At 66.5% G+C, this 12,812-nt stretch carries 13 protein-coding genes; 9 read left to right on the forward strand and 4 right to left on the reverse strand.

All coding sequences use genetic code 11. The annotated features are described in order from the left end of the window. Nucleotides 1–502: 502 nt before the first annotated feature. The gene (locus tag AC5Y46_RS02955; RefSeq protein WP_499943204.1) at nucleotides 503–1,372 is read left to right on the forward strand and encodes a hypothetical protein; all 870 of its coding nucleotides are present in this window, start codon (nucleotides 503–505) and stop codon (nucleotides 1,370–1,372) included. A gap of 280 nt (nucleotides 1,373–1,652) precedes the next feature. On the opposite strand, the gene chsH3 is transcribed toward AC5Y46_RS02955, so the two are convergent. Together chsH3 and kstD are read right to left on the reverse strand one after the other, a co-directional pair. Next, complete coding sequence (chsH3, locus tag AC5Y46_RS02960; RefSeq protein WP_499990042.1) at nucleotides 1,653–2,513, reverse strand: enoyl-CoA hydratase ChsH3; 861 nt, start codon at nucleotides 2,511–2,513, stop codon at nucleotides 1,653–1,655. 1 nt (nucleotide 2,514) lies between these two features. Then, nucleotides 2,515–4,197, reverse strand: coding sequence for a 3-oxosteroid 1-dehydrogenase (gene kstD, locus AC5Y46_RS02965; RefSeq protein WP_499990043.1), 1,683 nt, complete (start codon nucleotides 4,195–4,197; stop codon nucleotides 2,515–2,517). A gap of 72 nt (nucleotides 4,198–4,269) precedes the next feature. On the opposite strand from kstD, the gene AC5Y46_RS02970 reads away from it, so the two are divergent. From AC5Y46_RS02970 to AC5Y46_RS03000, 7 genes are all read left to right on the forward strand, one after another. After that, the gene (locus AC5Y46_RS02970; RefSeq protein ID WP_499990044.1) at nucleotides 4,270–5,055 is read left to right on the forward strand and encodes a 2-keto-4-pentenoate hydratase; all 786 of its coding nucleotides are present in this window, start codon (nucleotides 4,270–4,272) and stop codon (nucleotides 5,053–5,055) included. Between the two features lie 21 nt (nucleotides 5,056–5,076). Next, a complete protein-coding gene (locus AC5Y46_RS02975) occupies nucleotides 5,077–5,991 on the forward strand; it encodes an acetaldehyde dehydrogenase (acetylating) (protein WP_499990045.1) in 915 nt (304 codons plus the stop codon). Continuing rightward, the gene (gene dmpG, locus AC5Y46_RS02980; RefSeq protein WP_499990046.1) at nucleotides 5,988–7,031 is read left to right on the forward strand and encodes a 4-hydroxy-2-oxovalerate aldolase; all 1,044 of its coding nucleotides are present in this window, start codon (nucleotides 5,988–5,990) and stop codon (nucleotides 7,029–7,031) included. Before AC5Y46_RS02975 ends, dmpG begins: the two co-directional genes overlap by 4 nt. A gap of 51 nt (nucleotides 7,032–7,082) precedes the next feature. Further along, on the forward strand, nucleotides 7,083–7,364 hold the full coding sequence (locus AC5Y46_RS02985; protein ID WP_499943198.1) for a hypothetical protein: 282 nt from the start codon (nucleotides 7,083–7,085) through the stop codon (nucleotides 7,362–7,364). A gap of 91 nt (nucleotides 7,365–7,455) precedes the next feature. Next, entirely contained in the window at nucleotides 7,456–8,583 is a 1,128-nt protein-coding gene (locus AC5Y46_RS02990; RefSeq protein ID WP_499990051.1) for a hypothetical protein, read from the forward strand. Beyond that, the gene (locus AC5Y46_RS02995; RefSeq protein ID WP_499990052.1) at nucleotides 8,580–9,362 is read left to right on the forward strand and encodes an SDR family oxidoreductase; all 783 of its coding nucleotides are present in this window, start codon (nucleotides 8,580–8,582) and stop codon (nucleotides 9,360–9,362) included. Before AC5Y46_RS02990 ends, AC5Y46_RS02995 begins: the two co-directional genes overlap by 4 nt. After that, on the forward strand, nucleotides 9,362–10,507 hold the full coding sequence (locus AC5Y46_RS03000) for a sulfotransferase family protein (RefSeq protein ID WP_499990054.1): 1,146 nt from the start codon (nucleotides 9,362–9,364) through the stop codon (nucleotides 10,505–10,507). The genes AC5Y46_RS02995 and AC5Y46_RS03000 overlap by 1 nt, the downstream gene beginning before the upstream one ends. Before the next feature lie 16 nt (nucleotides 10,508–10,523). On the opposite strand, the gene AC5Y46_RS03005 is transcribed toward AC5Y46_RS03000, so the two are convergent. Next, nucleotides 10,524–10,970: a hypothetical protein gene (locus AC5Y46_RS03005; protein ID WP_499990055.1), complete on the reverse strand. Its 447-nt coding sequence runs from the start codon at nucleotides 10,968–10,970 to the stop codon at nucleotides 10,524–10,526. A 5-nt stretch (nucleotides 10,971–10,975) separates the two neighbouring features. Then, complete coding sequence (locus AC5Y46_RS03010) at nucleotides 10,976–12,133, reverse strand: 3-ketosteroid-9-alpha-monooxygenase, oxygenase component (RefSeq protein WP_499943193.1); 1,158 nt, start codon at nucleotides 12,131–12,133, stop codon at nucleotides 10,976–10,978. Nucleotides 12,134–12,247: 114 nt separating this feature from the next. Between AC5Y46_RS03010 and AC5Y46_RS03015 the strand changes: the two genes are divergently transcribed. Continuing rightward, the gene (locus AC5Y46_RS03015) at nucleotides 12,248–12,775 is read left to right on the forward strand and encodes a gamma carbonic anhydrase family protein (RefSeq protein WP_499990056.1); all 528 of its coding nucleotides are present in this window, start codon (nucleotides 12,248–12,250) and stop codon (nucleotides 12,773–12,775) included. Nucleotides 12,776–12,812 lie beyond the last annotated feature (37 nt).

The raw sequence follows: 12,812 nt of genomic DNA on the forward strand, positions 1-12,812 counted from the left end.
GCTAGCGTGGCCGTCGACGCCGAGCGTCACGCTAGCGTGACTCGCGACGGGGACCGCCGCGGCTCCGCCACGCGCCCTCGTGCCGATCTCTCGCCGAGCGTCACGCTAGCGTGGCCGTCGACGCGGAGCGTCACGCTAGCGGGACTCGCGACGGGGACCGCCGCGGCTCCGCCACGCGCCCTCGTGCCGATCTCTCGCCGAGCGTCACGCTAGCGTGGCCGTCGACGCGGAGCGTCACGCTAGCGTGACTCGCGACGGGGACCGCCGCGGCTTCGCCATGCCCCCTCGCGCCGATCTCTCGCCGAGCGTCCATGAGCGCCGAGCGTCACGCTAGCGTGGCCGTCGACGCCGAGCGTCACGCTAGCGTGGCTCGCGACGGGGACCGCCGCGGCTTCGCCATGCCCCCTCTCACCAGAGCGTCCGTGATCACCGAGCGTCACGCCAGTGTGGCGCTGTGGATGAATGAAGTGACGTTGACGCCGCCGCGTGTCACCTTGCGGCGATGGGCGACCCGTTTATCGGCAGCGAAGCCGTCGCGAGCGGGGATTTGATCAAGAGTGTTCTGCGCACGCGGTACCGGAAGCTGCTTCGTGACGTGTATGTCGACCCGCACGCGGAGCTGACGCCGGAAATGCGGGCCAAAGCGGCATGGCTGTGGTCGAGACGGCGAGGAATTGTCGCAGGGTTGACAGCCAGTGCGGTACACGGCGCCAAGTGGGTCGATCCTTGCGGGCCGATGGAGATTCTCCATACCAATCGAAATCCGTTGCCAGGGATCAGAGTTCACGGCGATGCCGTCGGGGCCGACGAGATCGTCCGTCGCGCCGATATACCTGTGACGAGTCCCGCCCGGACGGCACTCGACCTGGGCTGCTGGTACCCGACCGACGATGCCGTTGCGGCGATTGACGCCTTGCTCGCGGCCGGCAATCTGCAGGTTGCCGAGGCAAACGTGCTCGCCGAGCGGTACCCGATGCGGCGCGGAATACGCCGAGCGCGGTCCGCCCTCGCACTGGCAGACGGCGGATCCCAATCACCCAAAGAAACATGGCTTCGGTTGCTGCTGATCAGGGCGGGATTCCCGCGTCCGCAAACACAAATCCCAGTCGTCGACGAGTATGGCGACGAGTTTGCCTATCTGGACATGGGCTGGCAAGACGTCAAGGTCGCTGCCGAGTACGACGGCGAACAGCACCGCACGGATAGGCGGCGATACAAGTGGGACGTCCGCCGACAGGAAAAGGTCGAGCGATGCGGCTGGATCAACATCCGCGTCGTCGCGAGCGATCGACCCGCGGACATCGTCCGACGTGTCGCAGCCGCTCGCGCCAGACGGGGTGTGACGTCCGATCGCCTCCGAATGCCACGCTAGCGTGACGCTCGGCGTCGGCAGTCACGCTAGCGTGACGCTCGGCGAGAGGGGGCGTGGCGAGAGGGCGTGCCGAGAGGGGCGTGGCGAGAGGGGCGTGGCGAGAGCTGCGGCGGTCCCCGTCGCGAGTCACGCTAGCGTGACGCTCGGCGTCGACGGCCACGCTAGCGTGACGCTCGGCGAGTGGGCGTGGCGAGAAGGGGGCGCTGCGGCAGCCGCACGCTCGGCGCGAGGGGCGAGGGGCGAGGGGCGAGGGACGAGGGGCGAGGGGCGAAGCCCCCACCTACGCGGGGACGAGCTCCACGCCGGTCAGCACCACCGCATCGTCGCGCGACGGCGCGACCACCCCGGCCAGGAAACGACCGTCCTCTTTCCAGACGTTGACCAGCAACGTCTCGCCGGGAAACGCGACACCGGCGAAGCGGGCACCGTACGCTCCCACCGCCGACGCGTCCCCGTCCAGCAACGCGTCGGTGATCGCCTTGCAGGTCATGCCGTAGGTGCATAGGCCGTGCAGAATGGGCTTGGGAAAGCCTGCGGCAGAGGCGAATTCGGGATCGGAGTGCAGCGGGTTGCGGTCACCGCACAACCGGTACAGCAGCGCCTGCTGCGGCAGCAACGGCAGCGGGATCTGCAGATCGGGTGCACGGTCGGGAGCCGCGTCCGACCCCGAGGGCCCACGCTCGCCACCGAATCCGCCTTCACCGCGGGCGAAGATCGACCGTCGCTGCGTCCACAACAACGTGCCGTCCGGCGCCGTCACCGTCGTCTCGCTCCAGATCACCGCGGCTTTGCCCTTGTCCCAGATGTCGGTGAACCGGGTGACGGCTTTCGCCGAACCCGACGGCGGCAGTGGCGCGGGCACTTCCACCCGCTCGGAGGCGTGCAGCACCTTCGCCAACTCGATGTCGATGCCGGGGAACTGCACGGTGGGGGGCTCCGTCATGTGGAACGACGCGGCCACGTTGCCGAACGTCGGCAACACCTGCGGGGTGTCGTCCACCAGGTAACGCAGTTCGCGCGGATCCATCGGATCGGCGCCCGCGCCCAGACCCAGGTGGTAGAGCTGGATATCGCTACTGGTCCAAGCGAATTCGATCGGGTCCAGCTCGGCGGCCAGTGCGGTCGCTACATCGATCGGCATGTCAGCCCTTTCCGGCGATGTGCAGTGCCGCCAGGTATCCGAACGTCATGGCCGGGCCGATCGTGCCGCCCGGACCCGGGTAGGTGTGACCCATCACCGGCGCACTGACATTGCCTGCGGCATAGAGGCCGTCGATGATGCTGCCGTCGTCGCGCAGGGCACGTCCGTGCACGTCGGTGCGGATGCCGCCCTTGGTGCCCAGGTCACCCGGAACCATCTTGGCGGCGTAATAGGGGGCATGGCTGATCTCACCCAGGTTGGGATTGGGCTTGTTGGTCGGGTCGCCGTAGTACTTGTCGTAGGCGCTTTCACCGCGGTGGAAGTCCTCGTCGACGCCGGACCGCGCGAAGCCGTTGAAACGTGCCACGGTCTTGCTGAACTCCTCGACCGGCAGGCCGGCCTTGGCGGCCAGCTCCTCGAGGGTGTCCGCCTGGATGATCACCCCGGATTCCATCCACTTGCGCGGAATCCGTTGTCCGGCTTGCAGTCCGGCGAAGATGTAACGGTCGCGGTACTGCTGGTCGAACACCAGCCAGGCCGGAATGTTCTCCCCCGGCCCGGGGCCCTGGCCGTGTTCGCCACCGTACATGTGGTGGCAGGCCTCGACATAGGGCATCGATTCGTTCATGAACCGCTTGCCGGACATGTTGACGATGATCGAACCCGGCGAGTTGCGCTCGGACAGCGCGAACCACGGCGCACCGACCAGCGGCACCGTCGGACCCCACCAGGCGTCCTCCATCAAATCGAGTGCGGCGCCCAGCTTTTCGCCGGCGACGATGCCGTCACCGGTGTTGGCTTTGGCGCCCACGGTCCACTCCGAGGTGATCGGTGCGCGCTGATACTTGACCCGCATCTGCTCGTTGTGTTCGAAGCCGCCGGAGGCCAGAATCACGCCGCGTCGGGCCCGGATCAGCCGTGGTTCAGCCGATTCCGGCGCCGCGGTGTCCTGCACGTAGATCCCGCGCACCACGCCGTCCTCCACATACAGGTCGGTCAGCGCGGTGTTGAGCACCACCGGGACACCGGCCCGCTGCAACCCGATCCGCAGTGGCGCGATCAACGCGCGACCCATGCCGACCAGGTTTTTGCCGGTTGCCTTGGCCCACATGGTGCGTGCACCGACCTTCAAACTGCGGGCCACCCCCCGCGGGTGCCGCTTGAGCATGTTCAGGCGCACGTAGTCCTGCTGCATCACAACGACATTCAGCGGGACCTTGCCGTACGCCGGCTCCAGTCCGGCCTCGTCGGGACCGAGTTTGCGGGCGTTGAACGGCTTCGGCTCGATGGACCGCCCGTCCGCGCGGCCGCCCGGCGCTTCCGGGTAGTAGTCGGAGTAGCGGGGCACCCAGCACATCTTCAGCGGCGTGTGCTTGAGGACGAACGAGAGCATCTCGGGCCCGCGCTGCAGGTAGGTGTCGATGCGTTCCGGTTCGACGACATCGCCGACGATGCCGTGCAGATACTGCCGAGCCGCCTCGGGTGTGTCGCGCACTCCGTCCCGCTCCAGCACCTCGTTGTTCGGGATCCAGACGCCACCGCCGGACCGGGCGGTCGATCCGCCGAAGTGCGGAGCCTTCTCGACGACTACTGTCGAGAGGCCGCGGTGCGCGGCGGTGAGGGCAGCCACCATGCCGGCGGCGCCGCTGCCTACCACGACGACGTCGTACTCCTGTGCTGTCATGTAGAACACGTTATAGAATTGCCCGGGTCGGGCGCTACTGGCCCGGTCACAAGCGCGAAGGGAATTCGGTAAATGCTGCATGTTGCGACCCGCGACGAGCTGGCTGCCGACCTCGCACAGGCCGAACGGAGCCGCGTCGGGATAGCCTCGCTCACATCCGCGTACCCCGAGATCGACGTCGTGGACGCCTACGAGATCCAGCTGATCAACATCCGGCAACGGGTGGCCGAGGGCGCCCGGGTGGTCGGGCACAAGGTCGGGCTGTCGTCGAAGGTGATGCAGCAGATGATGGGCGTCGACGAACCTGACTACGGGCACTTGCTCGACGAGATGGAAGTGTTCGAGTCCACGCCCGTCAAGACCGGCCGGTACCTCTTGCCGAGGGTCGAGGTCGAGGTCGGCTTCATCCTGGGCGAGGACCTGCCCGGAGCGGGCTGCACCGAAGACGACGTACTGGCCGCCACCGAGGCCGTCGCCCCCGCCATCGAACTGATCGACACCAGGATCCGGGACTGGAAGATCGCGTTGTGCGACACCATCGCCGACAACGCCTCGTCGGCCGGGTTCGTGCTGGGCGAGGCCCGGGTGTCGCCTGACGACGTCGACATCACCGCGATCGACGCGAAGCTGACCCGCAACGGGGAGCTGATCGCCGAGGGCCGCAGCGACGCCGTGCTGGGCAATCCCGCCACGGCGGTGGCCTGGCTGGCTCGCAAGGTGGAAAGCTTCGGGGTGCGGTTGAAAAAGGGTGACGTGGTGTTGCCCGGGTCGTGCACCTTTGCGGTCGACGTGCATGCCGGCGACGAGTTCGTCGCCGACTTCGCCGGCCTGGGTGCCGTTCGTTTGTCGTTCGAATAGCTCAAGTAAGAGGAGCGCGTCATGCCAGACAAGGCGAGTGTGGCCATTGTCGGGTCGGGAAACATCAGCACCGACCTGCTCTACAAGCTGCTGCGATCGGACTGGCTGGAACCACGCTGGATGGTCGGCATCGACCCGGACAGCGAAGGTCTGGCGCGGGCCCGCAAGCTGGGACTGGAGACCAGCCACAAGGGCGCCGACTGGTTGCTCGAGCAGTCCGAGAAACCCGACCTGGTGTTCGAGGCCACCAGTGCCTACGTGCACCGCGACGCCGCACCGAAGTACGAGGCCGCCGGCATCCTGGCCATCGACCTCACACCGGCCGCGGTGGGCCCGGCGGTGATCCCGCCGGCGAACCTGCGGGAACACCTCGACGCCCCCAACGTCAACATGATCACCTGCGGGGGACAGGCGACGATCCCGATCGTCTACGCAGTGTCCCGGGTGGTGGACGTTCCGTACGCCGAGATCGTCGCGTCGGTGGCATCGGTCTCGGCCGGCCCGGGCACCCGAGCCAACATCGACGAGTTCACCAAGACCACCTCGCGCGGCGTGCAGACCATCGGGGGCGCCGCACGGGGCAAGGCGATCATCATCCTGAATCCGGCCGACCCGCCGATGATCATGCGCGACACCATCTTCTGCGCCATCCCCGAGGACGCCGACCGCGACGCCATCGCCCAGTCGATCAAGGACGTGGTCGCCGAAGTGCAGACCTACGTGCCCGGCTACCGGTTGCTCAACGAGCCGCAGTTCGACGAGCCGTCGATCAACTCCGGCGGCCAGGCGCTGGTCACCACGTTCGTCGAGGTCGAAGGCGCGGGCGACTACCTGCCGCCCTACGCCGGCAACCTCGACATCATGACCGCGGCGGCCACCAAGGTCGGCGAGGAGATCGCCAAAGAGACGCTCGCGGTGACGGGAGGCGCACGATGACCGGCCACATTTTCGAGGGCGCGTGGGACGTCCGGATCACCGACACCTCGCTGCGTGACGGTTCGCATCACAAACGCCACCAGTTCACCAAGGACGAGGTGCGTTCCATCGTGACGGCGCTGGATGCCGCCGGGGTGCCGGTGATCGAGGTGACGCACGGCGACGGCCTGGGCGGGTCGAGCTTCAACTACGGCTTCTCCAAAACCCCCGAGCAGGAACTGATCAAGCTCGCCGCCGAAACCGCGACCGAAGCCAAGATCGCGTTCCTGATGCTCCCCGGCGTGGGCACCAAGGAGGACATCAAACAAGCGCAGGACAACGGCGGAACGATCTGCCGGATCGCCACCCACTGCACCGAGGCCGACGTCTCGATCCAGCATTTCGGGCTGGCCCGTGAGCTGGGCCTGGAGACCGTCGGGTTCCTGATGATGGCCCACACCATCCCGCCGGAGAAGCTGGCCGCGCAGGCGCGGATCATGGCCGACGCCGGCTGCCAGTGCGTCTACGTCGTCGACTCCGCCGGCGCCTTGGTGCTCGACGGCGTCGCCGACCGGGTCTCGGCGTTGGTGGCCGAGCTCGGCGAGGACGCGCAGGTGGGCTTCCACGGTCATGAGAACCTCGGTCTCGGGGTGGCCAACTCGGTGGAGGCGGTACGCGCCGGCGCCAAGCAGATCGACGGCAGCGTGCGCCGTTTCGGTGCCGGGGCGGGCAACGCGCCGGTCGAGGCGTTGATCGGGGTGTTCGACAAGATCGGCGTCAAGACCGGCATCGACTTCTTCGACATCGCCGACGCCGCCGAGGACGTGGTGCGCCCGGCCATGCCAGCCGAGTGCCTGCTGGACCGCAACGCGCTGATCATGGGGTACTCGGGCGTCTACTCGAGCTTCCTCAAGCACGCCATCCGGCAGGGTGAGCGCTACGGCGTGCCGCCGCACGAACTGCTGCACCGCGCCGGGCAGCGCAAGTTGATCGGCGGCCAGGAAGACCAGTTGATCGACATCGCGCTGGAGATCAGGCGCGAGCAGGAAGCGCCGGCCTAGTACCGGAAAGCAAGGCCCCCGGGCCTTGATTTCGCGAGTAACCTCGATCGCATGACCAGCACATCGAGGACCGTCGGCTGGTTTGCCGGCGGCCTGTTCACCGTCATCGCTTCGGCAGCGATCGCGCTGCCGGTCGCCAATGCCGATCCCTGCAACACCACCGTGGGGCAGACGGCGGGCGAACAAGTCAACGGCTATCTGGACCGCCACCCCGACGTGCGGGCTCAGTTGCAAGCCAGGGCGGGGTCCGGCACCGACCTCACCGACTACCTCAACCGGCACCCCGACGTGCGGCAGGCGTTGATCACCCTCGCCAACCAGTGCACGTCCTGAGGTGAGCGGGCTTCGTCCCACTACCGCGCGTATGACGCGCGGAAATGTTAGCGGTTGACTCAAAACAGGAACACGTTCTAGCGTCAGAGTCGTGTTCTCTGACACGCTGACTGCAGCGATCGCCGAAGCCGAGAGTCTGGTCGCAGATGCTCCCTTCATCGAGACCGAAGCCGACCTGCTGGAAGGACTGCAATACCTGGCCGGATGTGTGGCCGGCTGTCTCCACCTGGCGTTCGACTACGAGCGCGACCATCCATTTCTGCAGTCGGGAACCGGCCCGTTCACCAAGATGGGCCTGGACAATCCCGACACCCTCTATTTCGGAACGCGGGTGCACGCCAACCGCGACTACGTGGTCCGCGGCGTGCGTGGTACCACCACCGACCTGAGTTTCCAGTTGCTCGGCGGTGAGTACACCGACGACAACGTGCCGGCCAGCCAGGCCGCGTTCGACGACCGCGAACTCGACATCGCTCCCGACGGCAGCTTCGAGTGGCGGGTCCGCCTGACAAGCCCCAGCCAGTTGGTGATCCGCGAGGTGTACGGCGACTGGTCGGCTCGGCGCGGCACGCTGACCATCGAGCGACTCGACACCGCGGGCACCGCACCGCCGCCGCTGACCCGTCAGCTGATCGAAAAACGTTACGCCACAGCGGGAAAGCAATTGATCAACCGGGTCAAGACCTGGCTGCAGTTCCCGCAGTGGTTCTATCTCGGCATCCCGGTCAACACCATGGTGGCGCCGCGGCTGACCCCGGGCGGTCTGTCGACCCAGTACTCCTCGGTCGGTCACTTCGACCTGGAACCGGATCAGGCACTGGTGATCACCGTGCCCGTCAGCGACGCCCCGTATCTGGGTTTCCAGTTGGGCAGCCTGTGGTACATCTCGCTGGACTACATCAACCACCAGACGTCGCTGAACAACACTCAGGCACAGGCGGATCCGGACGGCAAGGTCCGCATCGTGGTCAGCGACCAGAACCCCGGGGTCACCAACTGGGTGGAGACGCTGGACCATCGACGGGGATTCCTGCAGTTCCGCTGGCAGCGCGTCTCGCGCGAGCTGACCGAGGCCGACGGGCCCACCGTCGAGTTGGTCGATGTCGACAAGGTGGCGGCCGCGTTGCCGTACTACGACCACAACAAGATCTCCGAGGACGACTGGCGGGCACGAATCACGTTGCGCCAGCAGCAAATTGCGGCAAGGATGCTGGGATGACCGATCTGCTGGACGGCAAGGTAGTGGTGATCAGCGGGGTGGGTCCCGGGTTGGGTACCACCCTGGCGCGTCGATGTGCCCTGGAAGGGGCCGACCTGGTGTTGGCGGCCCGCAGCGCGGACCGGCTCGACGATGTCGCCAAGCAGGTGGTCGACCTGGGCCGCAAAGCGGTGGCCGTGCGCACCGACATCACCGACGACGAGCAGGTGAGCAATCTCGTCGACTCGAGCCTGGAGGCCTACGGCAAGGTCGACGTGCTGGTCAACAACGCCTTCCGGGTGCCGTCGATGAAGCCGTTGGCCGGCACCACCTTTCAGCACATCCGGGACGCCATCGAGCTCAGTGCGCTGGGGGCTTTGCGGCTCATCCAGGGCTTCACACCGGCATTGGCCGAGTCGAACGGTTCGGTCGTCAACGTCAACTCCATGGTGATCCGGCACTCGCAGGCCAAGTACGGGGCGTACAAGATGGCCAAGTCGGCGCTGCTGTCCATGTCGCAGTCCCTGGCAACCGAACTGGGCGAGCAGGGCATCCGCGTCAATTCCGTTGCACCCGGCTACATCTGGGGCGACACGCTGCAGGGCTACTTCAACCACCAGGCGGGTAAGTACGGGACCACCGCCGAGCAGATCTATCAGGCCACCGCGGCGCAGTCCGACCTCAAGCGGCTGCCCACCGAGGACGAGGTGGCGTCGGCCATCCTCTTCATGGCCAGCGATCTGTCCAGCGGCATCACCGGGCAGACCCTGGACGTCAACTGCGGGGAGTACCACACGTAATGACCCAGCGCACCGACATCGCGACCGTCGACGAATTACACGCGTCGGCAACCAAACTCACCGGGCTTGACGATTTCGGCCCCGACGACGACAACTACCGCGAAGCTCTCGAAGTGCTGCTCGACTCCTACCGCAACGAGGCCGGCCTGACGGTGTTGGGCAGCAAGATGAATCGGTTCTTCCTGCGCGGCGCGCTGGTCGCCCGGTTGCTGTCCGAGTCGTCGTGGCAACAGAACCCCGCCTACCGGGACGTCGCTATCGAGCGCCCGATCTTCGTGACCGGCTTGGTGCGCACCGGCACGACGGCGCTGCACCGGTTGCTGGGCGCCGACCCGACACATCAGGGGCTGCACATGTGGCTGGCGGAGTTCCCGCAGCCGCGACCGCCGCGCGACACCTGGGACTCGAACCCGTTGTACCGCAGGCTCGATGACCAGTTCAACCAGCATCACGCGGACAATCCCGGCTACACCGGTCTGCACTTCATGGCCGCCTACGAGCTGGAGGAGTGCTGGCAGCTGTTGCGCCAGTCGCTGCACTCGGTGTCCTACGAGACCCTCGCGCACCTACCGACTTACGCGAAGTGGCTGTCCCAGCAGGACTGGACGCCGTCGTATCAGCGGCACAAGCGCAACCTGCAGTTGATCGGCATGAACGACGCCGACAAGCGCTGGGTGCTGAAGAACCCCAGCCATCTGTTCGCCCTGGACGCGCTGATGGCGACTTATCCTGACGCCCTGGTGATTCAGACCCACCGGCCGGTGGAGACGATCATGGCGTCGATGTGCTCGCTGGCCCAGCACACCGCGGAAGGATGGTCGACGACCTACACCGGAGCCCAGATCGGCGCAGACTCGATGGAGACGTGGTCGCGGGGGTTGGAACGGTTCAACACCGCACGCGCCAAATACGATTCGGCGCAGTTCTACGACGTCGACTACAAGGAGTTGATCGCCGACCCGCTGGGCACGGTCGCCGACATCTACCGGCACTTTGGAATCACGCTGACCGACGAGGCCAGGCAGGCGATGGAAGCCAGTCACGCGGCAAGTCAGCAGGGCGATCGGGCGCCGAAACACCGCTACTCCCTTGCTGATTACGGGTTGACGGCCGAAGCGGTCAAGGAGCGGTTCGCCGGGCTGTGACCTGACGGCAGCGGCTCTACTCGGCCGCCTCGTGCTCCAAAATCCCCTCGGCCACCGCGTGCTCGATGCTGTCGGAAAGCCGCGGGCAGGACCGGGTGCGCGCGGTATCCCCGCCGGATGCGCGCACTTCGGCAAAGTGCGCGCAACGCTGCGCGGCGTCGCTATTCCATTGCACCGCAGTGTGACCCGGGCCGAGCCTGCGCACGGTCACCGTGACGTGACAGAACCGACAGTCCACCGGCCGCAACCCGGCGGACAGGTAGCGCTCGCGGTCGGCGCGGCTGGCTTCGGCCACCGAGGCGGCGCGATCGGGGTCGTTGCTGAAATCCCTTGACTTCGACCAGGCCCCGGAACCACCGTTCGTCGACGGCGCCTCGTCATGGTCATGGTGATCGCCGTGCAGTGCCAGCATCGACCGTGCCAAGCGGTCGACGTCGGGAACGGCCGGCTTATCGTCGGACATGTCCGTCAGTTCGCCGGGACCTCGTCGGACTCGGTGTCGCGCGCCTTCAAGTTCTCGGCCACCTCGGCGTTCCAGAACTCGTTGGCGCGCGTCGTGTCGACCTCGATCTCGAAGCGCTCCACCATCTCCGGGGCGACGTCGGCGGCGTCGACATAGAACTGCTGATACCAGCGGCGCAGCTGATAGACCGCGCCGTCTTCCTCGACCAGCAGCGGATTGTCGATGCGCGTCTTGTGCTTCCAGATCTCCACGTCCTGCAGGAAGCCCTTGCTGACGCCGTCGGTGAACACCCGGGAGAGCTTGTCGGTCATCTTTTCGTCCATGCCCTTGGGCTTTTCGACGATGACGCCCCACTGCAGCACGAACGAATTCTGCGTGACCGGGTAGTGGCAGTTGATTAGGATCGACTCCGCCTTGTACCCGCCGTAGCTGTTGTGCAGCCAGTTGATCATGAACGACGGCCCGAAGTAGGACGCTTCGGAATCCAAATGCGCCTCGCCGTAGGTGGTTCCGAGGTCGTCGACGTCGGGGCGGCCCACGTTGTGCAGGTACTGCGAGGCGATGTGACCCTCGAAGACGTTCTTGAAGTACGTCGGCAATCCGTAGTGGATGTAGAAGAAGTGCGCCATGTCGGTGACGTTGTCGATGATGTCGCGGCAGTTGGATCCCTCGATCAGGATGCTGTTCCAGCGCCACTCGGTCCATTCGTCGCTGGCGGCTTCGGCCAACTCGGGGATGCGCACCGCGGGGTCGGGTGGGTTGCCCTCGTGGTCGTGCCAGACGAACAGCAGCCCACTGCGCACGTCGGTCGTCCAGGACCGGGTGCGGGCCGTCTTCGGGGTGCGCTTGGCGTAGGGCACCAGCTTGCAGCGGCCGTCGCCGCCCCAGCGCCAGTCGTGGAACGGGCAGGCGACCTCGTCGCCCTTGATGGTGCCCTCGGACAGGTCACCGCCCATGTGCCGGCAGTAGCCGTCCAGAACCTTGATGTCCCCGTGAGAGTCGGCGAACACCACCAGCTTCGTGCCGAAAGCCTGCACCGAGTGCGGCTTGCCGTCGAGAAAGTCCTTCGCGACGCCCAGGCAGTGCCAGCCTCGGGCATACCTGGTCGGTAAGGCGCCGGGATCGATTTCCCGAACACCGACGCCGCTTGTGCCGGTACTCACCTTGTTACCTCCAATAATGGGCTGCTAACTAGAACACGTTACAGTTTTGGGGCGGGGGAGCGCAACGACGGGGACCCTAACCACGGCATATGCATGGTGCGGTATATGTAGGCAATGCCGTTGTATTCATTCGAGGGTCGATCGCCGCGGGTCGATCCCACCGCCTTCGTGGCCCCGACCGCGACGCTGATCGGCGACGTCACGGTCCAGGCGGGAGCCTCCGTCTGGTACAACGCAGTCCTGCGGGGCGACTACGCCCCCGTTGTGATCCGGGAAGGAGCCAACGTGCAGGACGGGTCGGTGTTGCATGCGCCGCCGGGTATTCCGGTCGACATCGGCCCGGGGGCTACGGTGGCCCACCTGTGCGTCATCCACGGCGCCCACATCGGATCCGAGGCATTGATCGCCAACCACGCCACGGTGCTCGACGGCGCGGTGATCGGCGCGCGTTGCCTGGTGGCGGCGGGATCCTTGGTCACCGGCGGCACGCAGATCCCGGCCGGGATGCTGGTGACCGGCGCGCCGGCCAAGGTGAAGGGGCCGATCGAGGGAACCGGTGCCGAAATGTGGGTCAACGTCAATCCGCAGGCTTACCGCGACCTGGCGCAACGGCACCTCGCCGGTGTGGAACCGCTGGAGTGAGCGCGGCGCATCGAGTGTGAAGTGTGCGACGCCGAAA

Source organism: Mycobacterium sp. NGS59 (genome assembly GCF_059812345.1).